The organism is Sphingomonas faeni (genome assembly GCF_023195535.1).
Classification (GTDB): domain Bacteria; phylum Pseudomonadota; class Alphaproteobacteria; order Sphingomonadales; family Sphingomonadaceae; genus Sphingomonas; species Sphingomonas faeni_B.
Genome location: NZ_JALPNF010000002.1, coordinates 20190 through 44467 on the forward strand (window position 1 = coordinate 20190; position 24278 = coordinate 44467).

27 protein-coding genes are annotated in these 24278 nt (G+C 65.7%); 14 read left to right on the plus strand and 13 right to left on the minus strand.

The window, feature by feature from the left end; genetic code table 11:
• Positions 1 to 35 precede the first annotated feature (35 nt).
• Positions 36 to 1025 carry a rhodanese-related sulfurtransferase gene (locus SPHN_RS04505; RefSeq protein WP_248521538.1) on the plus strand — a complete coding sequence of 330 codons (990 nt, stop codon included), beginning with the start codon at positions 36 to 38 and terminating at the stop codon, positions 1023 to 1025.
• 76 nt (positions 1026 to 1101) lie between these two features.
• Here SPHN_RS04505 and SPHN_RS04510 read toward each other — a convergent pair whose 3' ends face one another.
• From SPHN_RS04510 to SPHN_RS04525, 4 genes are read right to left on the minus strand one after another with little or no spacing between them, the layout of a single operon-like run.
• Entirely contained in the window at positions 1102 to 1635 is a 534-nt protein-coding gene (locus SPHN_RS04510; RefSeq protein ID WP_248521539.1) for an ankyrin repeat domain-containing protein, read from the minus strand.
• A complete protein-coding gene (locus SPHN_RS04515; protein ID WP_248521540.1) occupies positions 1628 to 2797 on the minus strand; it encodes a glutathionylspermidine synthase family protein in 1170 nt (389 codons plus the stop codon). Before SPHN_RS04515 ends, SPHN_RS04510 begins: the two co-directional genes overlap by 8 nt.
• Positions 2797 to 3546, minus strand: a complete 750-nt coding sequence (locus tag SPHN_RS04520) for a PspA/IM30 family protein (protein ID WP_248521541.1) — start codon at positions 3544 to 3546, stop codon at positions 2797 to 2799. Before SPHN_RS04520 ends, SPHN_RS04515 begins: the two co-directional genes overlap by 1 nt.
• A gap of 24 nt (positions 3547 to 3570) precedes the next feature.
• Positions 3571 to 4005, minus strand: coding sequence for a YjfI family protein (locus tag SPHN_RS04525; protein ID WP_248521543.1), 435 nt, complete (start codon positions 4003 to 4005; stop codon positions 3571 to 3573).
• 244 nt (positions 4006 to 4249) lie between these two features.
• Between SPHN_RS04525 and SPHN_RS04530 the strand changes: the two genes are divergently transcribed.
• The 3 genes from SPHN_RS04530 to SPHN_RS04540 are packed head-to-tail and all read left to right on the plus strand — an operon-like array spanning position 4250 to position 5917.
• Positions 4250 to 4891, plus strand: a complete 642-nt coding sequence (locus SPHN_RS04530) for a DUF2491 family protein (RefSeq protein WP_248521545.1) — start codon at positions 4250 to 4252, stop codon at positions 4889 to 4891.
• A 32-nt stretch (positions 4892 to 4923) separates the two neighbouring features.
• Positions 4924 to 5337, plus strand: a complete 414-nt coding sequence (locus tag SPHN_RS04535) for a DUF350 domain-containing protein (protein WP_128452645.1) — start codon at positions 4924 to 4926, stop codon at positions 5335 to 5337.
• Between the two features lie 10 nt (positions 5338 to 5347).
• Entirely contained in the window at positions 5348 to 5917 is a 570-nt protein-coding gene (locus SPHN_RS04540) for a DUF1190 domain-containing protein (protein ID WP_248521547.1), read from the plus strand.
• A 142-nt stretch (positions 5918 to 6059) separates the two neighbouring features.
• On the opposite strand, the gene SPHN_RS04545 is transcribed toward SPHN_RS04540, so the two are convergent.
• The 3 genes from SPHN_RS04545 to SPHN_RS04555 form a co-directional block, all read right to left on the minus strand.
• Positions 6060 to 7547: an MFS transporter gene (locus tag SPHN_RS04545; protein WP_248521549.1), complete on the minus strand. Its 1488-nt coding sequence runs from the start codon at positions 7545 to 7547 to the stop codon at positions 6060 to 6062.
• Positions 7548 to 8627, minus strand: a complete 1080-nt coding sequence (locus tag SPHN_RS04550; RefSeq protein WP_432715051.1) for a LacI family DNA-binding transcriptional regulator — start codon at positions 8625 to 8627, stop codon at positions 7548 to 7550.
• Positions 8628 to 8835: 208 nt separating this feature from the next.
• Positions 8836 to 9462, minus strand: coding sequence for a glutathione S-transferase family protein (locus SPHN_RS04555; RefSeq protein ID WP_248521550.1), 627 nt, complete (start codon positions 9460 to 9462; stop codon positions 8836 to 8838).
• 102 nt (positions 9463 to 9564) lie between these two features.
• On the opposite strand from SPHN_RS04555, the gene SPHN_RS04560 reads away from it, so the two are divergent.
• Positions 9565 to 10980, plus strand: coding sequence for a dihydrolipoyl dehydrogenase (locus SPHN_RS04560; protein WP_248521553.1), 1416 nt, complete (start codon positions 9565 to 9567; stop codon positions 10978 to 10980).
• A 150-nt stretch (positions 10981 to 11130) separates the two neighbouring features.
• Here the strand turns inward: SPHN_RS04560 and SPHN_RS04565 are convergent, their stop codons facing one another.
• Positions 11131 to 11331: a hypothetical protein gene (locus SPHN_RS04565; protein ID WP_248521554.1), complete on the minus strand. Its 201-nt coding sequence runs from the start codon at positions 11329 to 11331 to the stop codon at positions 11131 to 11133.
• Positions 11332 to 11430: 99 nt separating this feature from the next.
• Here SPHN_RS04565 and paoA point away from each other — a divergent pair, with 99 nt between their 5' ends.
• From paoA to SPHN_RS04585, 4 genes are all read left to right on the plus strand, one after another.
• Positions 11431 to 12087, plus strand: a complete 657-nt coding sequence (gene paoA, locus SPHN_RS04570) for an aldehyde dehydrogenase iron-sulfur subunit PaoA (protein WP_248521556.1) — start codon at positions 11431 to 11433, stop codon at positions 12085 to 12087.
• Positions 12084 to 13043: an FAD binding domain-containing protein gene (locus SPHN_RS04575; protein ID WP_248521558.1), complete on the plus strand. Its 960-nt coding sequence runs from the start codon at positions 12084 to 12086 to the stop codon at positions 13041 to 13043. Before paoA ends, SPHN_RS04575 begins: the two co-directional genes overlap by 4 nt.
• Positions 13040 to 15232: an aldehyde oxidoreductase molybdenum-binding subunit PaoC gene (gene paoC, locus SPHN_RS04580; RefSeq protein WP_248521560.1), complete on the plus strand. Its 2193-nt coding sequence runs from the start codon at positions 13040 to 13042 to the stop codon at positions 15230 to 15232. Before SPHN_RS04575 ends, paoC begins: the two co-directional genes overlap by 4 nt.
• 91 nt (positions 15233 to 15323) lie before the next feature.
• Positions 15324 to 16283 carry an NAD(P)H-dependent flavin oxidoreductase gene (locus tag SPHN_RS04585; RefSeq protein WP_248521562.1) on the plus strand — a complete coding sequence of 320 codons (960 nt, stop codon included), beginning with the start codon at positions 15324 to 15326 and terminating at the stop codon, positions 16281 to 16283.
• A gap of 106 nt (positions 16284 to 16389) precedes the next feature.
• Here SPHN_RS04585 and SPHN_RS04590 read toward each other — a convergent pair whose 3' ends face one another.
• Both SPHN_RS04590 and SPHN_RS04595 read right to left on the minus strand, forming a co-directional pair.
• Positions 16390 to 16845 (minus strand): DUF1465 family protein, encoded by a 456-nt coding sequence (locus SPHN_RS04590; RefSeq protein WP_248521564.1) that lies wholly within the window; start codon positions 16843 to 16845, stop codon positions 16390 to 16392.
• A 115-nt stretch (positions 16846 to 16960) separates the two neighbouring features.
• Positions 16961 to 17158: a YdcH family protein gene (locus SPHN_RS04595; protein ID WP_248521566.1), complete on the minus strand. Its 198-nt coding sequence runs from the start codon at positions 17156 to 17158 to the stop codon at positions 16961 to 16963.
• A gap of 315 nt (positions 17159 to 17473) precedes the next feature.
• On the opposite strand from SPHN_RS04595, the gene SPHN_RS04600 reads away from it, so the two are divergent.
• Positions 17474 to 17629, plus strand: coding sequence for a YdcH family protein (locus SPHN_RS04600; protein ID WP_248521567.1), 156 nt, complete (start codon positions 17474 to 17476; stop codon positions 17627 to 17629).
• 132 nt (positions 17630 to 17761) lie between these two features.
• Here SPHN_RS04600 and SPHN_RS04605 read toward each other — a convergent pair whose 3' ends face one another.
• Positions 17762 to 18139 (minus strand): PilZ domain-containing protein, encoded by a 378-nt coding sequence (locus SPHN_RS04605; protein WP_248521568.1) that lies wholly within the window; start codon positions 18137 to 18139, stop codon positions 17762 to 17764.
• A gap of 162 nt (positions 18140 to 18301) precedes the next feature.
• Entirely contained in the window at positions 18302 to 18766 is a 465-nt protein-coding gene (gene dksA / locus SPHN_RS04610) for an RNA polymerase-binding protein DksA (protein WP_248521569.1), read from the minus strand.
• A 419-nt stretch (positions 18767 to 19185) separates the two neighbouring features.
• On the opposite strand from dksA, the gene SPHN_RS04615 reads away from it, so the two are divergent.
• Entirely contained in the window at positions 19186 to 20142 is a 957-nt protein-coding gene (locus SPHN_RS04615) for a hypothetical protein (RefSeq protein WP_248521571.1), read from the plus strand.
• A 71-nt stretch (positions 20143 to 20213) separates the two neighbouring features.
• On the opposite strand, the gene SPHN_RS04620 is transcribed toward SPHN_RS04615, so the two are convergent.
• A complete protein-coding gene (locus SPHN_RS04620; RefSeq protein WP_248521573.1) occupies positions 20214 to 20654 on the minus strand; it encodes a host attachment family protein in 441 nt (146 codons plus the stop codon).
• Between the two features lie 284 nt (positions 20655 to 20938).
• Here SPHN_RS04620 and serS point away from each other — a divergent pair, with 284 nt between their 5' ends.
• From serS to SPHN_RS04635, 3 genes are read left to right on the plus strand one after another with little or no spacing between them, the layout of a single operon-like run.
• The gene (gene serS / locus SPHN_RS04625; RefSeq protein ID WP_248521575.1) at positions 20939 to 22216 is read left to right on the plus strand and encodes a serine--tRNA ligase; all 1278 of its coding nucleotides are present in this window, start codon (positions 20939 to 20941) and stop codon (positions 22214 to 22216) included.
• Complete coding sequence (gene surE / locus SPHN_RS04630; RefSeq protein WP_248521577.1) at positions 22216 to 22980, plus strand: 5'/3'-nucleotidase SurE; 765 nt, start codon at positions 22216 to 22218, stop codon at positions 22978 to 22980. Before serS ends, surE begins: the two co-directional genes overlap by 1 nt.
• Positions 22980 to 24134: a M23 family metallopeptidase gene (locus SPHN_RS04635; RefSeq protein WP_248521578.1), complete on the plus strand. Its 1155-nt coding sequence runs from the start codon at positions 22980 to 22982 to the stop codon at positions 24132 to 24134. Before surE ends, SPHN_RS04635 begins: the two co-directional genes overlap by 1 nt.
• The last annotated feature ends 144 nt before the right edge of the window (positions 24135 to 24278 follow it).

Sequence of the window (24278 nt, forward strand, 5' to 3'; positions counted from 1 at the left end):
TAAGGGACTGCGCCTCACCCCAGCATGATAGACCGATGACCGAAATTCTCCCCATCCGCGTCGTGGCGCTGTACCGCTTCACGCCGTTCGCCGACATCACCGCGATCCAGCCGCCGCTTGCGCTCGTGTGCTGTTCCAACGGGGTGAAGGGGACTCTGCTGCTCGCCGCCGAGGGGATCAACGGGACGATCGCCGGCTCCGAAGAGAGCATCGACGCGGTGCTCACGCATATTCGCGCGCTGCCGGGGTGTGCCGATCTCGACGTTAAGGAGTCGCGCGCCGAGACGATGCCGTTCCACCGGATGAAGGTGCGGCTGAAGCGCGAGATCGTGACGATGGGCGAGCCTGCGATCGATCCGCTGGAAGGCGTCGGTCATTATGTCGAGCCGGCGGACTGGAACGCGCTGATCGCCGAGCCGGGGACGATCGTGATCGATACGCGCAACGATTACGAGGTCGCGGTCGGCACGTTCGCGGGCGCGGTCGATCCGCAGACGCGGACGTTCCGGGACTTTCCGGCGTGGTTTCGCGAGCATCGTGACGAACTGGTCGGGGACGGCCCGCCGCCGAAGATTGCGATGTTCTGCACCGGGGGGATACGGTGCGAGAAGTCGACCGCGTTCCTGAAGGCCGAGGGGCTGGACGAGGTGTATCACCTCAAGGGCGGCATTTTGAAGTATCTGGAGACCGTGCCCGCGGCGGAGAGCCTATGGGAGGGAGAATGTTTCGTGTTCGATCAGCGGGTTGCGGTTCGACATGGGCTGGCGTTGGGAAGTCATGTCCTATGCCATGCGTGCCGGATGCCGGTTAGCGTCGCGGATCGGTCGTCGCCGCTGTATGTCGAGGGGGTGAGTTGTCCGGCATGTCATGATGCGCGGGACGAGGTTCAGCGGGCTGGGTATGCGGAGCGTGAGCGGCAGGTTCGGTTAGCTGAAGCGCGAGGTGAGGCGCATGTCGGAGCGGTGTTGCCGAAGACGCATGGGGCGGATGACCGCGACGGCACCTCCTTCTCGACGTCATCCTGACGAAAGTCAGGACCCAGAATTACGAGCAGTTGCCCTTGCGGCCCTGGGTCCTGACTTTCGTCAGGATGACGGTGGGTTAGGTTGCGGATCCGTCCAGCGATTTGGCAAAACGTGCCGCCAACGCCGTGTTCCCTTGCGACACTGCCAGTGAATGCACGCTGTTCCCGGCCGCATCGACGATCGCCGGGTCCGCGCCGTGCTCCAGCAACAGGTCGATGATCGCGGTCTTGTTCACCAGCGCGGCCATCATCAACGCCGTTTGTCCGACGCCGTTGCGCCGGTTCACGTCGGCGCCCGCGTCGAGCAGGATCTGCGCGATCTCGGTATAGCCTTTGAAGCAGACGCCCATCATCGCGGTGTTGCCGCGTGCGTCCGCGGCGCCGTCGACCTGGGCGCCGGCGGCGAGCAGAGCCGCGGTGGCTTCGGCCTGGCCGTTGTAGCTGGCGATCACGAGCGGCGTGTAGCCCTTGGCATCCGTCACCTCGATATCGACGCCCGCCTGCAGCAGCGCCGGGATCATCTCGTCGCGCCCGGTCCGCGCCGCGTCGAACATCAGCTCGACCAGCCGCTCCATCGGCGGCAGTGGCGGCAATTCACGCGAGTCAGTCATCATTCGCCTCGATGATATGCGGCACGAACCGCGCGAGATTGCGCGTCACGACCGTTTCATCTTCCCGAACGCCGATCCCGGCGGCTTCGTTGCCGACCATCCACGCGCCGATCACCGGATGCCGGCCGTCGAACACCGGCGGCGGTGCATAGGCCTGCCGGATCGCGCCCTCGGCACCATAGCCCTGATCGAGCACCGCGTGGCCGCTCTCCCCGATCACCTCGACGTTCGCACCCTCGCGCGAGAACAGCGGTTTTCGGACATATTTCGGCCCGAGGATCTTCGCCGCAGGATCGTCGTCGAAGAACGCGGGGAGCAGGTTCGGATGCTCGGGATGCCGCTCCCACAGCAGCGGCAGGATGCCCTTGTTCGACAGGATCGACTTCCACGCCGGCTCGATCCAGCGCACGTCGGCGCGCGACAGGTTGGGCGCATAAGGCTCGCGGAGCATGAACTCCCACGGGTAGAGCTTGAACGCCGCCTGCACCTCGAAACCGTCGGTGTCGATGAAGCGGCCATCGGCGGCGAGGCCGATGTCCTTCATCTCGACGAACTTCGGCTCGATCCCGACCTGCGAGGCGAGATCCTCGAAGAACCGCACCGTCTGCCGGTCCTCGATCGCCGACGCATCCGCCGCGAAATGGACGAAACCGCCGCTCGGGAACAGCGCACGGAACCGCTCGCGCAGCTTGTCGAACAGGCTGTTGAACTGGTCCGTCCCCGCCGGCAGCGCACCGCTGGCGAGCAGATCCTCCAGCCACATCCACTGGAACGTCGCGCATTCGAACACCGACGTCGGCGTGTCGGCATTATACTCGTAGAGCTTGGCCGGCCCCGTCCCGTCATAGGCGAAGTCGAACCGGCCGTAGAGCGATGGCTGGCGCGTCCGCCACGTCTCGGCGACGTAGTTCCACTGCTCGCGCGGGATCGCGAGGCGTTCCATCAGTTGCTGGTCGCGAACCACCTCGTCGACCAGATCGAGGCACATCGCGTGCAATTGTTCCGCGGCGGGTTCGAGGTCGTCCTCGATCTCCGCCAGCGTGAAGGCGTAGGCCGCGCCTTCGTCCCAATACGGCTCGCCGTCCGTGTCGTGATAGACGAACCCGATCGCGTCGGCCCGTTCGCGCCAGTCGCCGCGCGGGTCGACCGCGATCCGGCGCATCAGGAGTCCGACGTCTTGGAGTCGTCGCGCTGCTCGATCTGCAGCGTCTGGCCGACTTGCGGGGTCTTGGGTGCGGTCAGGCGCGCGAGCACATCGTCGGCGGACGACTGGCCGGGGCCGATGCCTGCCAGCCGCAGCTTCTCGTCGAGATCGGCACCGGTGCGACGGTCTTCCAACTCACCCGCCGCCTTGATCCGCTCGCCACGGATCGCCTGACGCTCGCGGATACGCGCGAGGCTGTCCGCCGCCGAGCCGAGCTTGTTGCCTGCGCCCATGCTGCCCGACGCTACCGAAGCCTGCGCCTTCTGTACCGACTCGTTGACCTTCACGACCTCGACCTCGCGGCGGAGCTGTTCGATCTTGCGGTCGGTCTGCGCGACGGCGGTGTGGATCTGCTCCTCGGCGGCGCGCATGTCCTCGACCTGCGGGGTCTTCAGCGCGATGTCCTGTTCGAGATCGGCAATCCGCTGCGCCACCTGGCGCGCGAGGTCCATGTTACCCTTCTCGACCGCGATGCGTGCCGAAGCCTCGTACTTCGTGGCCTGCGCGCGGAAGCTTTCGACTTCGGTTTCGAGAATGCGGCGGCGCGCGACCAACCCCGCGAGATCGTCGCGCGCCTTGCCCTGCGCCTTATCGGCATCGCGAATTTCCTGGTCGAGGATGCGCAGGGCGTTCGCGTCGACGACCGCCGACCCCGCTTCGTGCGCGCCGGCACGACCGAGGGTGAAAAGCTTGCTCCAGATGGCCATGCCAGTCTCTCCGTTTGTATCAGTTCAGGCGGCAGGAACCTGCGCGTGGCGCAGGTCGGTGGCCGCATCGATCGCATTTTCGGCAAGCGTGCGCAGTTCGATGATCACGGTATCGAGCCGGCTCGACGTCGCGAGTTCGCCGAACAGCTCGTAATAGTCGCGGCCGTCGACCGTGCCGATCCCGAAGTTCGACAGCGGCACCAGCTTCTGCGATTTCAGCAGGAAGGTGTTGAACGCCAGCTGATCCTCCTGCTCGTCGCAAGGCCATAGCAGCGTCGAGCACGCGATCTGCGCCTCGCTGACGTTGACGAACAGTTCGAGGTCGCCGTGGTGGTGCATCGTTACCAGCAGGACGGGGTCGGCGCTTTCCAGGATCCGCGCGGAAAATTCGCCGGCTTTCGCAGGCTCGGACGTGTCGAGCGCCGCCTTCAGGCTGCGGACGGTCCAGATATCGGTCAATGCAAGAACTCCCGTACTTGTCGCTCGACCGCACACATAGGCGTTTCGCAAGCGCCTGCCACCCTCCCCACTTCCGTCATTCTGCTCTTCCTTCCGTCATCCTGACGAAATTCAGGACCCAGGGTAACCAACCGCAGCGTTTATGCCTCTGGGTCCTGACTTTCGTCAGGATGACGGTGTTGCGCTTTGCGAGCCTGCGCGCTTTCGCCTAAGAGGCACGCAACCACAGAGACGCGAGGATTGCATGTTCGATCGCCTGTTCGGCCGCAAGCCAGCGCTTGACGGCAACGCCCTACCCGTCGTCCGGAACGTGACGCTGGGGCGCACGGTGACGGTCGATCCGCTGGCCTGGCGCCGGTTCGGGTCGGAGCTCCTGTTCCCGTTCGATCGCGATACGCTGGTGATCGTCGCGCAGGGGCTGATCGACCTCAACGAGGGCGGCTTCGTCCACCGGTTCTACACCGACGACGACATCATGTTCCAGGCGGTGTCGAACGATCGCGCCGGGCAGGACGTCACGGATGTCACGCTGTTCGCGCCATGGGACAGCAGCTATCCGTCGTCCGCCGCCGAGCGCCCCGCGTGGAAGAGCCGCCTCAAGGCGCGCACGTTCACCGCCGAAGGGCTGCCAGACTACAGCCGTTCGTGGTTCGGGCCCGAAGCGAGCGAGCAGGACCCGGTAACGTTCTGGGAGGAACTCCACGACGACCGCGACGGGATCGTCGATCGCCGGATCTTCCAGACCTGCATGCTGTTCGCGCGCGACCTGCCGGGCGACGACGGGCGCGAACTGCTGCTCGCGATCGACATGGAGAACGAGGCGGGCGAGGTCTCGTTCGAGATCATGCTGGGCGTGGCACTGGAACTCGGCGAGTTCAGGGCCTAGCATCCGCCACGAACGGCTCCGGGGGAAATGCCATGATCGACCAATATAGCTTCGGCGCCAGCGCGCTCGCCTTCCTGATCGCGTTCGTGGCCGCGGGGGCGTTCACGATCGTGTTCAAGATCATCTTCCAGGCGACGACGCCGTATCACGAGAAATCGCTGATCCGCGAAGGCAATACCGCCGCCGCGATCACGTTGGGCGCGGCGCTGCTCGGGTACGTCCTGCCGTTGGCGTCGGCACTCACGCATACCGTGACGCTGCTCGAATTCGCGATCTGGGCATTGCTGGCGGGCGTGATCCAGATCGTCGCCGCGCTCGTCGTGCGGCGGCTGGTGATGCGCGACATCCACGACCGAATCGTCCGTGGCGACATCGCCGCGGCGACCTATATGGGGAGCATCTCGCTGTGCGTCGGCATCCTCAACGCCGCCTGCATGACGAATTGAGGAAGCATCGATGAAGCGTTCGAGAACGATCGTCCTGACCAGTCTGATCGCAGGCTCTGGTGTCTCGCTGACCGCGTGCGATGGCGACGTCGGCGGCAAACCGGTCGAAGCGCAGAGCTATGCGTCGGTGCAGGAATGCCGTGCGGCGGGTGCCTTGTCGGCGGTGCAATGCGACACCGCGTTCGAGCAGGCCAAGGCCGATGCCGCAAAGACCGCGCCGCGGTTCGAAGACAAGCAGACCTGCGAGGAGCAATATGGCGCCGCACAGTGCGAGCCGCGCAACAACGGTAGCGGTGGAAGTTTCTTCACGCCGCTGCTGACCGGGTTCCTGGTCGGGCAGGCGCTCAACGGCGGCTTCGGCAACCGCGGCGCGCCGATGTACCGGGATCGTGACGGCAATTATTACGGCGGCGCAGGCGGCCGGATCAACCGGGACTATGTCACCGGACGCACCCGCGTGGGCTCCGACGCCTTCACGCCGACGACGGCGAGAGCCCCTGCCCGCGTCCAGTCGCGCAGTTCGGTGATCTCGCGTGGCGGCTTCGGTGGCGGCTTCGGCGGCCGCAGCTTCGGCGGCTAGCTTCTGATCCTCCCCCGCAAGGGGGAGGTGGCTGGCCCTTGCCAAACGGAGTGGGCGGACACGGAACAGCGGTTTACGCCGTCCTCCCCCTCCGTCGCCTTCGGCGCCACCTCCCCCTGGCGGGGGAGGATTGAAATTGGCTTCAGGCGTTCCGCTCCACCCGCAGCATCGCCAGTGCCGCAACCCCCATCACGCCCGCAGCGATCAACATCGCCCAGACCGCGTCGCCGGGGAAGAACGTCCGCACGACCTGCCCCATCACCGACGACACGATCAGCTGCGGCAGGACGATGAAGATGTTGAACAGGCCCATATACACGCCGAGCTTCGCCTGGGGCAGCGCGTTGGACAGGATCGCATAGGGCATCGTCAGGATCGACGACCAGGCTATCCCGATCAGTACCATCGATCCGATCAGCAGATACTGGTCGCGCACGACCAGGAACGACGCGAACCCCGCCGCGCCGCAGAGCAACCCGAGGATATGCGCATCGCGGCGGCCGATCCGCGCCGCGAGCGATGGCATCACGAACGCCCACAAGGTTGCGACACCGTTGTAGACCGCGAATAGCACGCCGACCCAGTTCGCGCCTTCATTGTACGCGGCACTGGCCGTGTCGGTCGTCCCGAACACGTGCTGGGTGACGATCGGTGTGGTGTAGATCCACATGATGAACAGCGCGGACCAGGTGAAAAACTGGACGAGTGCTAGCTGCTTCATTGTTTGCGGCATGGTGCCAAGATCGCCGACGATCTGACTGAGAACGTTGGACCCCCTTCCCGACCGGACCAGCGCCGCGCTGGCCAGCAACGCCGCCCCGAACGCGATGAGCCCGCCGCCGAGCAGGTAGACCGGTTTGTCGAGCCCAAACCGCGCCACCGCAGCGATGACGATGGCTCCGAGCGCGATCCAGACCGGCGCAAGCCTGGCGTTCGACCGTACGACCGTGTCGCCCGGTGCAACCTCACCCTCGTCCTCGAACGCCGCCATCTCCGCCGGTGAATATTCGCTGGTCGTCAGCACGGTCCACAGCACCGCGAAGAACAGGGCTAATGCACCGATGTAGAAGCCGTATTGCACCGAGGGCGGGATACCGCCCGCGGGCGCGGTGTTGGTGACCTGAAACACGTCGGTGAGGATGATCGGCGCGAGGCTCCCGATCACCGCACCCGCGCCGATAAAGCCGGTCTGAAACGCGAACCCCGCGGTCCGCTGGCGGCTGCCGAGCATGTCGCCGACGAACGCGCGGAACGGCTCCATCGCGACGTTTAGCGATCCGTCGAGCATCCACAGCAGCACCGCCGCCACCCACAACACCGGCGCATTCGGCATCGCCAGCAGCGCGATCGTGGCCAGCATCGCGCCGGCGAGGAAATACGGCCGCCGGCGCCCGAGCTTGCCCCAGGTCCGGTCGCTGTAATGCCCGATGACCGGCTGGACGAGCAGCCCGGTCAGCGGCGCGGCGATCCACAGGAACGCAAGATCGTCGACGCTCGTCCCCAGCGACTGGAAGATCCGGCTGACGTTCGCATTCTGGAGCGCGAAGCCGATCTGTATCCCGAAAAATCCGAACGAAATATTCCACAGCCCCCAGAACCCCTGGCGCGGCTTTTCCCTACGTGACAGCATTCAGCGTCCTTCGCCCGACGAGCGCCGGATCACGAGTTGGGTGGGGAGCATCATGCTCTCGACCGGGCGATTGCCGATCCGCGCGAGCAGCATCTCGACGAGCCGCCGCCCGGCGAGACCGCTATCCTGCGCGATCGTCGTAAGTGGTGGGTTGGCGAGGCTGGCCGCGGGGATGTCGTCGAACCCGACGATCGCGACATCATACGGCACGGCGATCCCCGCGCCCGCCAGCACGCGCATCGCCGCGAGTGCGATCAGATCGCTGGCCGCGACGATCGCGTCGAACTGGACGCCGCGCTGGAGCAGCTCGTGCGTGGCCCTGGTCGCGTCCTCCTCGGTCGAGATCGATTCGACCTGAAGTCGCGGATCGACCGTCTGGCCGTGCTCGCCGAGCGCCGCGACATAGCCGCGATACCGGTCGTGGAACTCGGGATAATGATCGGTCGCACTACCGAGAAACGCGATCCGCTTACGCCCCCGTTCGAGCAGATGCCGCGCCGCCGCCGTCCCACCTGCGATATTGTCGCAGCCGATCGTCAGACCGGGCTGGCCCGGCTGGACCGAGCCCCAGCGAATGAAGTGCGTCCCCTGCGCGACCAGCATCTCGAGCCGCGCGCGATAATCGGCATAGTCGCCATAACCGAGCAGGATCAGCCCGTCGGCGCGGTGGCTGTCCTCGTAATCGGTGTGCCAGTCGCTGGAGAATTGCTGGAACGACACGAGCAGGTCGTAACCGTGCGACGCGCACGCCGCCATCATCGCGCCGAGCATGCCGAGGAAGAACGGATTGACCACGGTCTCGTCGGGCGTCGGATCGCGGAACAGCAGCAGCGCGATCGTCTTTGTCGTGCCGTTGCGGAGGTTGGAGGCGCTACGATCGACGGTGTAGTTGAGCTGTCGCGCGATCGCCTCGATCCGTTGCCGCGTCGCAAGATTGACCGTCGGGCTGCCGCGCAACGCTCGCGAAACCGTCGGTTGCGACACACCCGCAAGTTGCGCGATGTCGAACGAGGTCGGCTTTCCCGTGAGCTTGCCCATGGGCTTGGCGGCGGCAGTCACGACGATCGGGTCCTCCAGCATCCTCACGGTTCCACACGCGCCTTGCCGGCGAGGTGACCGTGATCGAGCATCACTCCAGAATGCGGGGCGCGTCAACGAACGGCACGGCGCCACCGTGACAATCGTGCCACAGAATCAAGCCGCTACCGCTACCATGCCACTGAATACGTATGCGCAGGCCATGCGGGGCCCGCCACCCCGGTCAAACGTCGGGATGGCGGTCATACGGTCAGCGACGCGGCGCCATCAACGGTCCGCCGATCTCGGTGGCGGCGATGAACGCCGGGCGCGCGCGGAGCCGGTCGAGATAGGCGGCGACCTCGGTGTGCTCCTTCAGCAAGCCTGTGCTTTCGGCGATCGCCAGCATGTAGCACATCTGGATATCGGCCAGCATGAGCTGGTCGCCCATCAGGTACGGGCCATCGCCGACGCCTGCAGCGATATAGTCGAGCGTCTTGGTCACCTCGGGGCCGGTGAACTTGGTCAGGCCTTCGGGGAGCCCGCCCATTCGCTTGCCGAACATCGTCATCATGATCGGCAGCGCGGCCGAGCTTTCGACATATTGCAGCCACTCGTCATGGATCGCGGCGGCGGCGCTGTCGATCGGTGGCGAGAAGCGGCGGTCGCCGTACCGCGCATCGATATAGGACAGGATCGGCGCGCTTTCGGCGAGCGTCAGGTCGCCGTCGACCAGCACCGGCGCCTTGCCGAGTGGATGGATCGCCTTCAGCGTGGACGGGGCGCGGAAATTCGCGTCGCGCTCGTATTTGACGAGGTCGTATTCGATGCCGAGCTCCTCGAGCAGCCACAGCACACGGATCGAGCGCGAATAGTTCAGGTGGTGGAGAGTTAACATAAACGTCCTTCGTCAGGGAATGTGCTGCACCGCGGAACGGCTGGGCGGCATCGAAGGTTTCGTCGACCGTGGCTCCGGAATTCTCCGGCGACGGAGAGACGTATGACGAAGCTGACCTGCGACGTGGCTATCATCGGCGCGGGTACCGCGGGCCTTGCCGCCGAGCGCAGCGCGCGTCGCAACGGGGCGAAGACGCTGCTGATCGACGAAGGCTTTGGCGGCACGACCTGCGCGAGCGTAGGGTGTATGCCCTCCAAGCTGCTGATCGCCGCGGGAAACGCAATGCATGCCGTGAAGCACGCTGGGGTCTTCGGCGTCGAGGCGTCGGGCAAGGTCGACGGCGTCGCGGTGATGACGCGGGTTCGCAAGGAACGCGACGCGTTCGTCGCCGGCGTCGAGGCCTCGATCGACAAACTGCCCGACGACGTGAAGATCGGGGCACGGGCGAAATTCGCCCGCGCGACGGTCCTTTCGCTCGGCGATGGTCGCGAGGTTCATGCCAAGGCGGTGGTGATCGCGACGGGATCGAGCCCGATGATCCCCGCAATGTTCGACCCGGTGCGCGACCGGGTTCTGACCAACGAGAGCATCTTCGAGCTCAAGGATCTGCCCAAGTCGCTCGGTGTGGTCGGCGCGGGCGCGCTGGGGCTCGAACTGGCGCAGGCGATGGCACGGCTCGGCGTCGATACGATGGTGTTCGATACGGGCGAGACGATCGGCGGCTTAAAGGATCTCCACGTGGCCGAGGCGTATCACGCGATCCTGGCGCGTGAAATGCCGATCCTGCTGGGTGTCGAACTCGAGGTGAAGCCCGAGGGTGATGGCGTCATGCTGTCGTGGAGCGGGGCCGCGTCGGGTGAACGTACCTTCGACTATCTGCTCGTCGCGACCGGGCGGCCGCCGCGGATTAAGGATATCGCGTTGGAGACGACCGGGCTTGTGCTCGATGAGCACGGGATGCCTGACTATGACTGCGAGACGATGCAGTGCGGCACCGCGCCGATCTTCATCGCGGGCGACGCGGATCATGATCGTGCGGTGCTGCACGAGGCGTCATCGGAGGGGACGATTGCAGGGCGCAATGCGGCGAGCTATCCCGAGGTCACGCCGGGCAAGCGGACGGTGCCGTTCGCGATCACCTTCACGCATCCCAACGTCGCGGTGATCGGCAAGATCGCCAAGGACGACGACGCGGACAGCGTGATCGGTACGGCCTCGTATGACGATCAGGGCCGTGCGAAGGTCGAGGCGTGTAATGCCGGGCTGGTGCGGTTCTATGCGGATCGGCGTGATGGGCGGCTGACCGGCGCGACGATGGCGGGACCTGCGGTCGAGCACAGCGCGCATCTGATCGCGTGGGCGATCCAGAGCGGCTGGACCGCGACCGAGGTTTTGGACCTGCCCTTCTATCATCCGACGTTCGAGGAGGGGATGAAGGGTGCGTTGCGCTCGATCTGCAGCGAAGTGCACGCACCGACGCCGCCGGACCGCGACGACGGGTTTACGCCGGGGACTTGAGTTTCAATTCTGATCCTCCCCCGCCAGGGGGAGGTGGCTGGCACTTGCCAGACGGAGGGGGCGGAAAAGGGAAACCGCTGCTCCGTATCCTCCCCCTCCGTCACCTTCGGTGCCACCTCCCCCTTGCGGGCGAGGATCGAGGGGGTGGCGCTATTCCTCAAGATCCAGATACGCGACGACGTCGTTCTCGGTGGCCAGATACAGACCCGCCTGCACGTCTTCTTCCTGTTGCGCGGCGATCGCCAGCGCCTCCTCCAACGGCCCGTAGAACAGCGTCGTCGCCGCCCCGCCCTCGCCGCTGTCGTCGAGATGGTAGAGCCGAACCGACACGCTGGAGGAGATCGTACGCATTCCAATACCTTGCTCAAAGATTTTGCGGAACAAAACCGACACGGCACGGCGCAACTTTGCCGCGCTTCGTCCGTTCGGTTAACAGATACAGGGGTTTATATGCATCACGATGAAACTTTTCCGGTGTCGCGCCGTGGCGTGATCGCCGGCGGCGTCGCGTCGGCTACCTTAGCAGCCGCACCCGTCGCGCAGGCCCAGACGCAGGATCAGGTCCAGGGGACGACGCAACCAGCCCCGCCGACCATGCCGGTCACGCTCAAGGTCAACGGCCGTACGACCAAGCTAAACGTCGACACCCGAACGACGTTGCTCGACGCGCTGCGTGAGAATTTGAAGCTCACCGGCACCAAGAAGGGCTGCGACCACGGCCAGTGCGGTGCGTGTACGGTGATCGTCGAGGGTCGCCGGATCAACAGCTGCCTGACGCTCGCGGTCATGCATGAAGGCGAAGAGATCACCACGATCGAAGGCCTCGGCACGCCCGAGAAGCTGCACGCGATGCAGGCGGCGTTCGTCAAGCATGACGGCTATCAGTGCGGATACTGCACCCCCGGCCAGATCTGCTCGGCCGTCGCTACGCTCGGCGAGATCAAGGCGGGCATCCCCAGCCACGTCACCGGCGATATCGCTGCTCAGCCGACCGTCAGCACCGACGAGCTTCGCGAGCGGATGAGCGGCAATATCTGCCGCTGCGGCGCCTATTCGAACATCATCGACGCGATCCACGACGTCGCCGGTACGGAGCGCACGGCATGAAGGCCTTCACCTACGAGCGCGCGACGTCGGCGAAGGAAGCCGCCAGCGCCGCGGTCCGCACGCCGGGCGCGAAGTTCATCGCGGGCGGGACCAACCTGCTCGACCTGATGAAGCTCCAGATCGAAACGCCGCAGCACCTGATCGACGTCAACGACCTGGGCCTCGACAAGATCACGCACACCTCTGAGGGCGGTCTCCGCGTCGGCGCGCTGGTCCGCAACACCGATCTCGCCGCCGATGCGCGCGTCCGGAAGGATTACGGCGTGCTCAGCCGCGCGCTGGTCTCCGGCGCATCGGGCCAGCTTCGCAACAAGGCGACGACCGCGGGCAATCTGCTTCAGCGGACGCGGTGCCCGTATTTCTACGACACCACCAAGCCCTGCAACAAGCGCCAGCCCGGCAGCGGCTGCGCGGCGATTGGCGGTTTTAATCGTAATCTCGCGATCATGGGCACGAGCGAGGCGTGCATCGCCACGCATCCGAGCGACATGGCCGTGGCGATGCGCGTGGTCGATGCGACCGTCGAGACGGTGAACGCGGCAGGCGAGACGCGGGCAATTCCGATTGCCGACTTCCACCGCCTCCCAGGCGCGACGCCGAACATCGAGACGTCGTTGGCGCCGGGTGAGTTGATCACTGCCGTCACGCTGCCGAAGCCGATCGGCGGCACGCACATCTATCAGAAGGTGCGTGACCGGGCCTCCTATGCGTTCGCGCTGATCTCGGTTGCCGCGGTGATACAACCCGGCGGTCGCGGCCGGCTCGCCTTCGGCGGCCTCGCGCACAAGCCGTGGCGCGTCGAAGCGGCCGAGGCGCAAATGCCCAATGGCGCCAAGGCGACCGCGTCCGCCGTCCTCGCCGGCGCCCGCACCACATCACAGAACGCGTTCAAGCTGCCGTTGGTCGAACGCACCATCGGCGCCGTGTTCGAAGAAGCGAAGGCCTTACGCCCATGAAGTTCGATACCCCAGCCACGGCGAACCCGACCGACCGCATGAAGGTCCTCGGCCAGCCGATCGACCGCGTCGACGGCAAGCTGAAGACCACCGGCACCGCGCACTATGCCTATGAGCGTAGCGACGTCGCGCCCGATGCGGCCTATGGCTATATCCTGGGTTCGGCGATCGCCAAGGGCCGGATCGAGAGCATCGACGACGCCGACGCGAAGGCCGCACCCGGCGTGCTCGCGATCGTCACCTACAAGAATGCCGGCACGGTCGCGAAGGCCAAGGCGCATACCGCACGGATGCTCGCCGGCCCCGACGTCCAGCATTACGATCAGGCCGTCGCAGTGGTCGTCGCCGAGACGTTCGAACAGGCCCGCGCCGCTGCCAAGCTGTTGCGCGTGACCTATGCACGGACCGCCGGCAGCTTCGATCTGGAAGCGGTCAAGGCATCGGCCACGAAGCCCAAGGACGGTACTCCCGACACCGCCGTCGGCAATTTTGCAGGGGCCTTCGCCAAGGCAGCCGTCAAGGTCGACGAGCGCTATACCACGCCCGACCAGAGCCATCAGATGATGGAGCCGCATTCGACCACGGCCGCCTGGAAGGGCGACAAGCTGACGCTGTGGACGTCGAACCAGATGATCAACTGGGCGGTCCGCGACATGAGCGAGACTCTGGGCGTGGCGAAAGAGAATATCCACATCATGTCGCCTTATGTCGGCGGCGGCTTCGGCTCGAAGCTGTGGATCCGCAGCGATGCGGTGATGGCGGCGCTCGGGTCGCGGGCGATCGGCGGTCGTCCGGTGAAGCTCGCGCTCGCGCGTCCGCAGGTGATGAACAACACCACGCATCGCCCTGCGACGATCCAGCGCCTCCGCATCGGTGCGCAGAAGGACGGCAAGATCACCGCGATCGCGCATGAGAGCTGGTCGGGCGATCTGCCCGGTGGTGGTCCCGAGACCGCGCCGAACGCGACGCGGCTCCTGTACGCGGGCGCTAACCGGATGACCGCGACGCGCCTTGCGGTGCTCGATCTCCCCGAGGGCAACGCGATGCGTGCGCCAGGCGAGGCCGTCGGCCTGCTCGCGCTCGAAGCGGCGATGGACGAGCTGGCCGAGAAGCTGAAGATGGACCCGGTCCAGCTGCGCATCATCAACGATACGCAGGTCGATCCGGAAAAGCCGTCGCGCCAGTTCTCGCAGCGCGATCTGGTCGGCTGTCTGAAGACGGGCGCCGAACGCTTCGGCTGGAACAAGCGCAATCCCGTCCCCGGCCAGATCCGCGACGGGCGTTGGCTGGTCGGCATGGGCATGGCGTCCGCGTTCCGCGACAACGTGACGATGAAGTCGGGCGCACGCGTCGGGATCGACAAGAAGGGCGTTGTGACCGTCGCCACCGACATGACCGACATCGGCACCGGCAGCTACACGATCATCGCGCAGACCGCCGCGGAGCTGATGGGAGTCCCCGTCGACAAGGTCATCGTCCTGCTCGGCGACAGCAGCTTCCCGGCCTCGTCGGGCTCCGGCGGCCAGTGGGGCGGCAACAGCTCGACGGCGGGTGTCTATGCGGCATGCATGGCGCTGCGGGACTCGGTTGCGCGGAAACTCGGGTTCAACTCGACTGACGTCGTGTTCGAGGACGGCAAGGTGAAGTCGGGCAACCGCAGCGTCTCGCTGTCGGAGGCCGCCGGCGATGCAGGCCTGTCCGCGGAGGACTCGATCGAGTTCGGCGACCTGACCAAGACCTACGCGCAGGCGACGTTTGGCGCACACTTCGTCGAGGTCGGCGTCGACTCGGCGACCGGTGAGATCCGCGTCCGCCGGATGAGCGGCGCGTTCGCCGCGGGTCGTATCCTCAACCCGAAATCGGCGCGCAGCCAGGTGATCGGGGCGATGACGATGGGCGTCGGCGCGGCGCTGATGGAGGACGCGGTCGTCGACAAGCGCTTCGGCTATTTCGTCAACCACGACCTCGCCGAATACCACGTCCCCGCCCATGCCGATATTCCGATGCAGGACGTGTTCTTCATGGACGAGCTCGACGAGAAATCCTCGCCGATGAAGGCCAAGGGCATCGGCGAACTCGGCCTGTGCGGGGTCGGCGCGGCGATCGCCAACGCGGTCTACAACGCGTGCGGCGTCCGCATCCGCGAATACCCGCTGACGCTCGACAAGGTCATCGGCAAGATGGCCTGATACCCTGCCCTCCATCCCGCCACATCAGCGGTCGGGGTGGAGGGCAAAACCGGCTCTGGCGCGCGCGAATAGGTTGCGCTAGAAAACCCACATGACCGTACCCGCCATTCTAAAAAACCTGCGCCTGCCCGTCATCGGCTCGCCGCTGTTCATCATTTCCGGACCCGATCTGGTGATCGCGCAGTGCAAGGCCGGCATCGTCGGCTCGTTCCCCGCGCTCAACGCGCGGCCGCAGGCGATGCTCGACGAGTGGCTTCACCGGATCACCGAGGAGTTGAGCGCGCACAACCGCGCAAACCCCGATCGCCCGGCGGCGCCGTTCGCGGTCAACCAGATCGTGCACAAATCGAACGACCGGCTCGAAAGCGACCTGGAGACCTGCGCCAAGTGGCAGGTGCCGATCGTCATCACCTCGCTCGGCGCGCGCGAGGACCTGAACACCGCGGTACACGGCTGGGGCGGCATCACGCTGCACGACGTGATCGACGATCGGTTCGCGCGCAAGGCGATCGAAAAGGGTGCGGACGGCCTGATCGCGGTCGCGGCGGGTGCCGGCGGCCATGCCGGCCGGCTGTCGCCGTTCGCGATCATCCAGGAAATCCGCCAATGGTTCGACGGTCCGCTCGCACTGTCGGGCTCGATCGCGACCGGTGATGCGGTGCTGGCGGCGCAGGCGATGGGCGCGGACTTCGGCTATATCGGCTCGCCGTTCATCGCCACGACCGAGGCGAACGCGGACCAGGCGTACAAGGACGGCATCGTCGCCGGCAAAGCCGCCGATATCGTCTATTCCAACCTGTTCACCGGCGTGCACGGCAATTATCTGCGCTCGTCGATCGCGGCGGCGGGCATGGACCCCGACAATCTGCCCGAGGGCGACCTGAAGACGATGGACTTCGGCGGCGGCAACGGATCGAAGCCCAAGGCGTGGAAGGACATCTGGGGCTCGGGCCAAGGCATCGGCGCGGTCGGCAAGGTCGAAAGCGTTGCCGACCGGGTCGACCGACTGGAACGCGAATACCGCGCGGCACGGGCACGATTGGCGCTTTGATCGTCTACGCCTGACGGAAGCCCGCCTGATCGGCGACGACAGGGCTTGGTGAAATACCATCATCCCGCCCGGTAAAGATGCGCCGCGTGGTGAAGGTCTCTGCCGCTCAGAACGCGCGCGCGAGCATGCGTTGCATCGACAGCGCAGGACTGCCGGTCTCGACGTCGTCCAAGCCCATGTCCAGCCGCCCGACGCGCCGATGAAGGTCGGTGCTGGCGTCGATCAGGGTCCGCGCACGAGTCGGCAAGACATCGAGCAAACTCTGGTCGGTGGTCGGGGCATCGCCGAGGCGTCGTGACGGATCGAGCGCATCGCGTGGCAGCAATTCGCCCGCCTGCACGGCGCGCTGCGTCAATAGCCAGGCGATTACGTGCATCAACCGCGTCGTCACTTTCAGCGATTCACAACTGAAGCTGACGCGGATCAACGGATCGAGTGCCTCACGTTCGGCCCGTCCAGCCTCGTCGAAATAGGTCCGTGCTTCGCCGGCGAGCGCCATGGCTTCGCTATACAACGCATCGACCAATCGACGATGCAAAGGCAATTCGGGCAGACTGCTCATGCGACCGCGTTGCCATAGCGATCCCGTGCCGCCCAGCCCGATGGCACATCCAACGCGGTCTAACGGGCGATAAGCGTCTCAAAATGAAGCATGTTGCTTCACAAACGATGGCGGCTCACGCGATGATGTCCGGAATCAGCATATCCTCGCACGCGGCGATCTCGTCGCGCAGCCGCAACTTGCGCTTTTTGAGACGCGCAATCTGCAACTGATCCGGGACCGGTAACGACCGTAGCGCACCAATCGCGTCGTCGAGATCGCGATGCTCGGTTCGCATGCCATCGAGCCGAGTCCGGATCTGAGCCTCGTCCACGCTTTCTCTCAGATACATGCCGATCCTCCGTCGCCGTGTCCTTAGCAAATGCAGAGACGCTGGCGAGCGCAAAAGCATCGCGGCATGGCACCTGCTGCCGATCGCAGCCAGCCGCCGGCAAATAGCGACAGCGACAGCGCTGGGAAGACGCGGTCGCGCTCGAGCGGTTCACGTCTTCCGCCTTGAGGGTGGCGGGATCAACGGGTCGTCTTGGCAAATCGTTCGCCTAAACGATTTGATCCATTTCCGATGAAGACATTTTCGTGACGGAGTGGTTTACTCACTCCCCAACCCGAATGCAGGAGGTACTTCATCGTGCAGACGACGCATCAGACAGCCCTGGAAACCAAGCACGCGGTGCTCGATCAGCGGATCGCGGTCGAAGCCCATCGTCCTTTGCCGGACGCAGCGGTTCTGGCGAGCCTCAAGAAGCAGAAACTGCGCCTGAAGGAAGAGATCGTCAGCCTTTGACGATATAGACGCCGGCGATCACTCCCCGCTATCGTTGGGGGGTGATCGGGTCACAGGGTTATCGATGATAGACGCCCGGAGATCATCGATAGCCGGAGATCATCGATAGCCGGCCATCATCGATAGACGGCGTCAGGCCGCCTCGGACTTGGTCGATCGCGTGCTCGGTTTGCGCACCTTTTTCGGGTCGATCGGCGTTTCCAGCGCTATCCCCATCCGCCCCGCGGCGCACCACGCGACTCGCCCGACGATTTCGCCGATCCCGCGCAGGTTCAACCAGACACGGGTTCCCACCTCCGCAGGCCTGTCCAGTTCGATCATCAGACCGCCCTCGGACAGGTTGCGCACGCGTACTTCATGCACGTTGCGCTCGACGCCCAATTGGCATTGCGCCATCAGCAACAGGCTGTCGCGGGTCTTCGCACGCTTGCCCGTACCCGAGGCAATCTCGCCGGCCTGGCTGATCTCCGCGGACGAGTCCTCGGCGGTCGCGCGATCGAAGTTGTCCATCATCATCCAGCAGAATCCAGAGCCATGAAATTCGGGCTACAACGACGTATAGTCCGACCATGCCCCGAATACCTTAACGCCCGCATAAGTTAACACCCAAATCACCCGACTAGGGCGTGATCCGGCACTGACCCCACGGTGGCGGGCGCCTTGAGCAAGTGATCAATCCTCGCGCGAGACCTTCTCGTTACGCTCATGACGCTCCTGCGCCTCCACGGTCATCGTCGCGATCGGACGCGCCTCGAGCCGAGCCAGGCTGATCGGTTCGCCCGTGACTTCGCAATACCCGTATTCGCCCTCGTCGATCCGGCGGATCGCAGCCTCGATCTTCGACACCAGCTTGCGCTGGCGATCACGCGTTCGCAGCTCGATCGACCAGTCCGTCTCGCTCGACGCACGATCGGTAAGATCGGCCTCGCGGAGTGAATCTACCTGCAACTGCGACAAAGTCTCCTGCGACTCCCGGAGGATCGCCTCTTTCCAAGCCTGCAGCTTACGGCGGAAATAAGCCTGTTGCCCAAGGCTCATGAACGGCTCGTCCGCTTCGGGCCGATACCCCTCGTCGCCGCTGTCATTGGCGGCGTCTCGACTGGAATTCTCGTTCGTACGATTCATAACGGTCGCCATACCACTCTCCCTCTCGCCCTGTCGGATCAACCGCGCTGATCTCCGAGAGGCGCCCCCAAATGGTAAAGGCGCCTATAGTCGCGCACGCAGGCGACCACAAGCGATGCGACTTGCGCAGATTTGTCGAAATCCGACATTTTATAACGTGGCGACTATGATCCGTTTCGCCGCGTCGTATACGATCCGGCGATCGACGATCGCGCCGGCCCGAACGAATACAGGTCTCGACGTGTCCCAACCCGGCACGTTAAGCCTGTGCATCTGCAAAGACCCGAACGAACGGTCCTTTTAACTGCACCCGGATTGCTTAATGCTATTGCGCTTAACGGTTTCTTTTGCAGTTAGTCGGATAGCAGTCACGGAAACCTGCGCACGGGGAACCGGCAACACGAGGGTGCCGGCAACGAAAGAGTGACGATATGTCGGTTAGGATGGCTTTGGCCAAATTGTGCGCCTGCGCATGTGGTGGTGCCCTGATCGGCGGCGGCGCCGTGCATGTCGCGGAAAGCTCCAATCGAACCGCCAACACCAAGCGGGTGCTCGTCAAGCGAGTCGCGCGACCACAGGTCGCCGCCGTGCATCGCCCGCGCGCGCGGCGCGTTGTCACGACGACGCGAACGACCTGTGCACCGACAGTCGTGACGGTCGCCAACGCAGCGCCGGTGCCGATTCCCGCCCCGGTCGGTGACGGATACGTCGGCGGTGGTGGTGGCGCCGTTCCGGTCGTGGTCGGCGGAAGCGGCGGCTTTTTCGGTGGCGGTCTGGGCGGCGGATTCGGGGGTGGCTTCGGCGGCGGGCTCGGCGGAAGCGGCGGTTCGAGCGGCAGCATCGTCATCTCGTCGACGTCGAGCGGTGGGTCGACGTCGACCGGCGGCTCGTCGAGCAGCACCGGCGGCGCCAACGTGTCCAGCACCTCCTCCACCGGCGGCTCGAGCGGCAACGTGTCCTCAGCCTCGGGCGGATCGAGTGGGGACGTATCGTCATCCTCCAGCGGCAACGTGTCGACCTCGGCGAGCAGCGCTTCGTCGGCCTCGTCCGCATCCTCGGCCAGCAGCGCCAGTTCGTCCGGCTATGGCTCGAGCAGCAAGGGCTGGGGATCGAGCCACGGGTGGAACTCGACCGGTGGCTGGAGTTCCAACGGATCGTCGGCCAGCTCGGCCTCGTCCGCCAGTTCGGCATCGTCGTCCAGCAGCGCATCGTCGGCATCGAGCGCCAGCAGCGCGAGTTCGAGCGGCAGCACCGGATCGAGCGGCGGACCGCCGGCGCCGGTACCTGCGCCGCCGATGGTGCTGTTGTTCGGCGCTGCGGCGGCTGCATTGGTCGCCCGCAAGCGATTTGCCAAGACCGCATCCAAGCCTTCGGCAGTCAGCGCATAACCCGTTTGCAGACTGCATGAAAAAGGCCCCGCCGGATGATCCGACGGGGCCTTTTTTTGTCTGGCGTTGGATCAGGCGTTCTTGAGCGCCTTCTCGATATCCGCGATCGGATGCCCCGTCAGGTCCTTGTCGAGCTCCCCCTTCAACCGGCTGCTGACCTCCTTGTGGTAATGCTTGCGCATCTCCCCAAGCGTTTTCGGCGGCGCGACGATGATCAACGACTCGTAATCGTTCTTCAGTGCGCGCACCTTGAGGAAATCCGCGGCTTCGGCGGCGAAGCGATCCTCTTCAAGCTGATGGAAGTCGGTCGGCTCGACCGAGCTCTGCACGCCGCCACGGGGCGACGACGCGCGCCCGGCGGCATCCGTCGCCTGGTCGCGCGTCGCAGGATTGATCTGCTCCTGCGCCTTCTCGACGACCAGATTGGGGGCAACATTGTCGCCCTCGTTGCGCAGGAACAGCATTTTCCGGCCGTCTGCCACCAGGACGACGGACTTGTGGGGAAGCTGCATGCGGTATCTCCTTTTCGCTATGCGTGTGGCAGAAGAACGCGCCGCGAACGCGAGAGGTTGCGGACGCCTTTTGATCCTTCTACCCCGCCGGGCTCTTCTGGTCCTCCCCCGCAAGGGGGAGGTGGCTGGCCCTTGCCAGACGGAGGGTGAGGCAGGCGCTCACCTAGGCTCCGTGTCCGCCCCCTCCGTCAGCTCAAGAGAGCTGCCACCTCCCCCTGGCGGGGGAGGATCGTGAGGGTGACACTGCCTTGCGCGCACGCACCCGTCTCGGCATAGCCTCGGCCATGCACGACATCCGCCTGATCCGAGACGATCCCGCCGCCTTCGACGCCGCCCTCGCCAAGCGGGGCGTAGCGCCGCACGCCGCCTCGCTGGTGTCGCTCGACGAGCAGCGCCGCGCGACCATCGCGGAGTCGCAAAGCGCGCAGACGCGGCGCAACGAATTGTCGAAGGCGATCGGCCAGGCCAAGGCGCAGAAGGACGAGGCCAAGGCGTCGGGGCTGATGGCCGAAGTCGCGCGCCTGAAGGAGGCGCTTCCCGAACTCGAAGCGACCGTCACGCGGCTCGATGGCGAGCTGGAATCCGCGATCGCGGCGATTCCCAACCTTCCAGCGACAGACGTGCCTCAGGGCGGCGGCGAGGACGACAACGCGCTCGTCCACACCCGCGGTACGCCGACGAGCTTTGCCTTCGCGGCGCGTGAGCACGACGCGATCGGCCCTGCGCTCGGTCTAGATTTCGAAACCGGCGCGGCGATGTCCGGCGCGCGGTTCACGCTGGTTCGCGGGCCTGCCGCCAAGCTGCAACGCGCACTCGGCCAGTTCATGCTCGATCACGTCGCGGAGGCCGGCTTCGAGCAGGTATCGCCACCGCTGCTGGTCCGCGACGAGGCGGTATTCGGCACCGGCCAGCTGCCGAAATTCTCGGAGGATCTGTTCCGTACCACCGATGGTCGCTGGCTGATCCCGACTGCCGAGGTGAGCCTCACCAACATCGTCCGCGAGCAGATCCTGTCCGAGGCCGAACTGCCGTTGCGCTTCACCGCGCTGACGCCGTGCTTCCGCTCCGAGGCGGGCGCGGCGGGACGCGATACGCGCGGCTACATTCGCCAGCATCAGTTCGACAAGGTCGAGATGGTCTCGATCGTCACCCCCGACATGTCCGAGGCCGAGCACGAACGGATGACGGCGTGCGCCGAGGGCGTGCTCGATGCGTTGCAGCTACCGTTCAGGCGAATGCTCCTATGCACCGGGGATATGGGCTTCACCGCGGCACGCACCTACGATCTCGAAGTCTGGCTGCCGGGCCAGGCGCGTTATCGTGAGATCAGCAGCGTCTCGACCTGCACCGACTTCCAGGCGCGCCGGATGAACGCGCGCTATCGGCCCGAGGGCGAGAAGGGAACGCGGTTCGTCCACACGCTCAACGGCTCGGCGCTCGCGGTCGGCCGGACGCTCGTCGCGGTGCTGGAGAACTATCAGCAGGAAGACGGCTCGGTCGCGGTGCCAGCGGTGCTCCAGCCGTATCTCGGCGGGCTGACCGTGTTGGAGCCAAAGCGCTGATGCGTATCCTGCTGACCAACGACGACGGTTATCATGCGCCCGGCCTGAAGGTGCTGGAGACGATCGCGCGGACGCTGTCCGACGATATCTGGGTAGTCGCGCCTGCGGAAGAACAGTCGGGCGCGGGGCACTCGCTGACCCTGTCGCGGCCGATCCGCGTAAGGAAGCATGGCGAGAAACGCTATGCGGTGGCGGGCACCCCGACCGACGCCGTCATGATGGCGCTTGCCAAGATCATGAAGGATTGCCCGCCCGACCTGATCCTGTCGGGCGTCAACCGCGGCGCCAACCTCGCCGAGGACGTGACCTATTCGGGCACGGTATCGGCGGCGATGGAGGGCGCGCTGGGCGGTATTCGGTCGATCGCGCTGAGCCAGATCTACAGCCGCGAGGGCATGGGCGACAGCGTGCCGTTCGAGGCTGCGGCGGCGTGGGGCGAGCGCGTGCTGCGGCCGCTGGTCGACGCACCGCTGGCACCCCGAACGCTGGTCAACGTCAACTTCCCCGCCGGTCCCGCCGACGCGGTGAAGGGCGTCCGCGTCGTCAGCCAGGGCCTGCGCGATTACGGGCGATTGCAGATCGTCAGCAACACCGACCCGCGCGGCTATGAATATCACTGGTTCGCGCTTGGCCGGACCGTCGAGACACCCGCAAACGCGACCGATCTCGAGGCGACCGCGGACGGATTCGTGTCGGTGACGCCGCTTCATCTCGACCTGACACATACCGAATCGCTGGACATGCTCGCCCGGGCCTATCGGTGATGGGGCGTGTGCGGGTCCTGGCGGCGGTAGCGGTGCTGCCGTTGCTCGGGCTTGCCGCGTGCATTCCGCAGGTCGAACGCCCCGCCGGCTACGGACAGCCTGCTCCGGAGAGTCGTCCTCAGCGCCCGTACCGAAACCCGCCTGCCCAGCGCGATACTCAGCCGCTGCGACGGGATGAGCCGATACCGCAGGACAGGTCCTATGATCGCCCCGCCCGCGATACCGGCGAAGTGACCACCCTGCCCGCGCCGCGTCCCGCATGGGAGGCACGCCAGGTCCGCGCGGATGCCAAGACGATCCCCGATGCGACCTATGTCGTCCAGTCCGGCGATACGCTGAGCCGGGTCGCCGATCGCAGCGGCGCGAGCCTCGAAGCCATCGCGCGCGCCAACGATCTCGAATCACCCTACACGATCGAGACCGGCGAGCGGCTGCGGATCCCGAGCGGTCGCTATCACCAGGTCCGGCGCGGCGAGACCGGCATCGCGATCGCCCGCGCCTACGGCGTCGAATGGTCGCGGATCGTCACGGCGAACGCGTTGGTCGAGCCCTATGTGCTGCGCGCCGACCAGCGTGTCCTGATCCCCGATGCGCCCGGCGGCGGCAGGCCCAGCGCCTCGGAGCGCGCGCAAGCCTTCACGCTCGACATCGACGACATCCTCACCGGCGGCGAGCCCGCACTGGCGAGCAACCAGGCGCCGGCCAAGCCGATCGCGACGCCGCGCCGCGTGCTGCCGTCGAACGCCGTCGTCACCGGGCCGGCACGGTTGGCGAGTGGCGGGTTTCTATGGCCGGTCGACGGCAAGGTCGTGAAGCGGTTCGGCCCCGGCGCGAGCGGCGAACGCAACGACGGCATCAAGATCGCGGTGGCGATGTCGTCGCCGATCCACGCCGCGGCGGACGGCGTCGTCGCCTATGTCGGCGACGGCATCGCCGCGCTCGGCGGACTGGTGATCATCAAGCACGGCGGCGGCTGGACCAGCGTCTACGGCCACGCGTCGAAACTGCTCGTCCAGCGCGGCCAGAGCGTGAAGCGCGGCCAGACGGTCGCGTTGTCGGGCGACACCGGGTTCGCGGATCGCCCGGAACTGCACTTCGAACTGCGCAAGGGACGCACCCCCGTCGACCCGACGTCGCAACTGCCACGAAGCTGATTCCCCCCAGCACCGTACCCAAGCCCCTCATCGTCATCCCAGCGAAAGCTGGGATATCCCCGTTCGAGCCCCGGCACTCGCCCCACAAAGATCCCAGCTTTCGCTGGGATGACGGTTGTGGCCGGGATGACGGCCGTCGGACCG

What these genes read in the sequence shown, in the direction of transcription:
- dksA (WP_248521569.1), bottom strand. Translation starts at nt 18,766, where the DNA reads ATGGCGACCGTTATGAATCGTACGAACGAGAATTCCAGTCGAGACGCC.
- SPHN_RS04620 (WP_248521573.1), bottom strand. Translation starts at nt 20,654, where the DNA reads ATGCAGCTTCCCCACAAGTCCGTCGTCCTGGTGGCAGACGGCCGGAAA.
- paoA (WP_248521556.1), top strand. Translation starts at nt 11,431, where the DNA reads ATGCATCACGATGAAACTTTTCCGGTGTCGCGCCGTGGCGTGATCGCC.
- SPHN_RS04585 (WP_248521562.1), top strand. Translation starts at nt 15,324, where the DNA reads ATGACCGTACCCGCCATTCTAAAAAACCTGCGCCTGCCCGTCATCGGC.
- SPHN_RS04555 (WP_248521550.1), bottom strand. Translation starts at nt 9,462, where the DNA reads ATGTTAACTCTCCACCACCTGAACTATTCGCGCTCGATCCGTGTGCTG.
- SPHN_RS04520 (WP_248521541.1), bottom strand. Translation starts at nt 3,546, where the DNA reads ATGGCCATCTGGAGCAAGCTTTTCACCCTCGGTCGTGCCGGCGCGCAC.
- SPHN_RS04530 (WP_248521545.1), top strand. Translation starts at nt 4,250, where the DNA reads ATGTTCGATCGCCTGTTCGGCCGCAAGCCAGCGCTTGACGGCAACGCC.
- SPHN_RS04590 (WP_248521564.1), bottom strand. Translation starts at nt 16,845, where the DNA reads ATGAGCAGTCTGCCCGAATTGCCTTTGCATCGTCGATTGGTCGATGCG.
- SPHN_RS04535 (WP_128452645.1), top strand. Translation starts at nt 4,924, where the DNA reads ATGATCGACCAATATAGCTTCGGCGCCAGCGCGCTCGCCTTCCTGATC.
- SPHN_RS04550 (WP_432715051.1), bottom strand. Translation starts at nt 8,627, where the DNA reads ATGCTGGAGGACCCGATCGTCGTGACTGCCGCCGCCAAGCCCATGGGC.
- serS (WP_248521575.1), top strand. Translation starts at nt 20,939, where the DNA reads ATGCACGACATCCGCCTGATCCGAGACGATCCCGCCGCCTTCGACGCC.
- paoC (WP_248521560.1), top strand. Translation starts at nt 13,040, where the DNA reads ATGAAGTTCGATACCCCAGCCACGGCGAACCCGACCGACCGCATGAAG.
- SPHN_RS04575 (WP_248521558.1), top strand. Translation starts at nt 12,084, where the DNA reads ATGAAGGCCTTCACCTACGAGCGCGCGACGTCGGCGAAGGAAGCCGCC.
- SPHN_RS04505 (WP_248521538.1), top strand. Translation starts at nt 36, where the DNA reads ATGACCGAAATTCTCCCCATCCGCGTCGTGGCGCTGTACCGCTTCACG.
- SPHN_RS04605 (WP_248521568.1), bottom strand. Translation starts at nt 18,139, where the DNA reads ATGGACAACTTCGATCGCGCGACCGCCGAGGACTCGTCCGCGGAGATC.
- SPHN_RS04540 (WP_248521547.1), top strand. Translation starts at nt 5,348, where the DNA reads ATGAAGCGTTCGAGAACGATCGTCCTGACCAGTCTGATCGCAGGCTCT.
- surE (WP_248521577.1), top strand. Translation starts at nt 22,216, where the DNA reads ATGCGTATCCTGCTGACCAACGACGACGGTTATCATGCGCCCGGCCTG.
- SPHN_RS04560 (WP_248521553.1), top strand. Translation starts at nt 9,565, where the DNA reads ATGACGAAGCTGACCTGCGACGTGGCTATCATCGGCGCGGGTACCGCG.
- SPHN_RS04565 (WP_248521554.1), bottom strand. Translation starts at nt 11,331, where the DNA reads ATGCGTACGATCTCCTCCAGCGTGTCGGTTCGGCTCTACCATCTCGAC.
- SPHN_RS04545 (WP_248521549.1), bottom strand. Translation starts at nt 7,547, where the DNA reads ATGCTGTCACGTAGGGAAAAGCCGCGCCAGGGGTTCTGGGGGCTGTGG.
- SPHN_RS04635 (WP_248521578.1), top strand. Translation starts at nt 22,980, where the DNA reads ATGGGGCGTGTGCGGGTCCTGGCGGCGGTAGCGGTGCTGCCGTTGCTC.
- SPHN_RS04515 (WP_248521540.1), bottom strand. Translation starts at nt 2,797, where the DNA reads ATGCGCCGGATCGCGGTCGACCCGCGCGGCGACTGGCGCGAACGGGCC.
- SPHN_RS04615 (WP_248521571.1), top strand. Translation starts at nt 19,186, where the DNA reads ATGTCGGTTAGGATGGCTTTGGCCAAATTGTGCGCCTGCGCATGTGGT.
- SPHN_RS04510 (WP_248521539.1), bottom strand. Translation starts at nt 1,635, where the DNA reads ATGACTGACTCGCGTGAATTGCCGCCACTGCCGCCGATGGAGCGGCTG.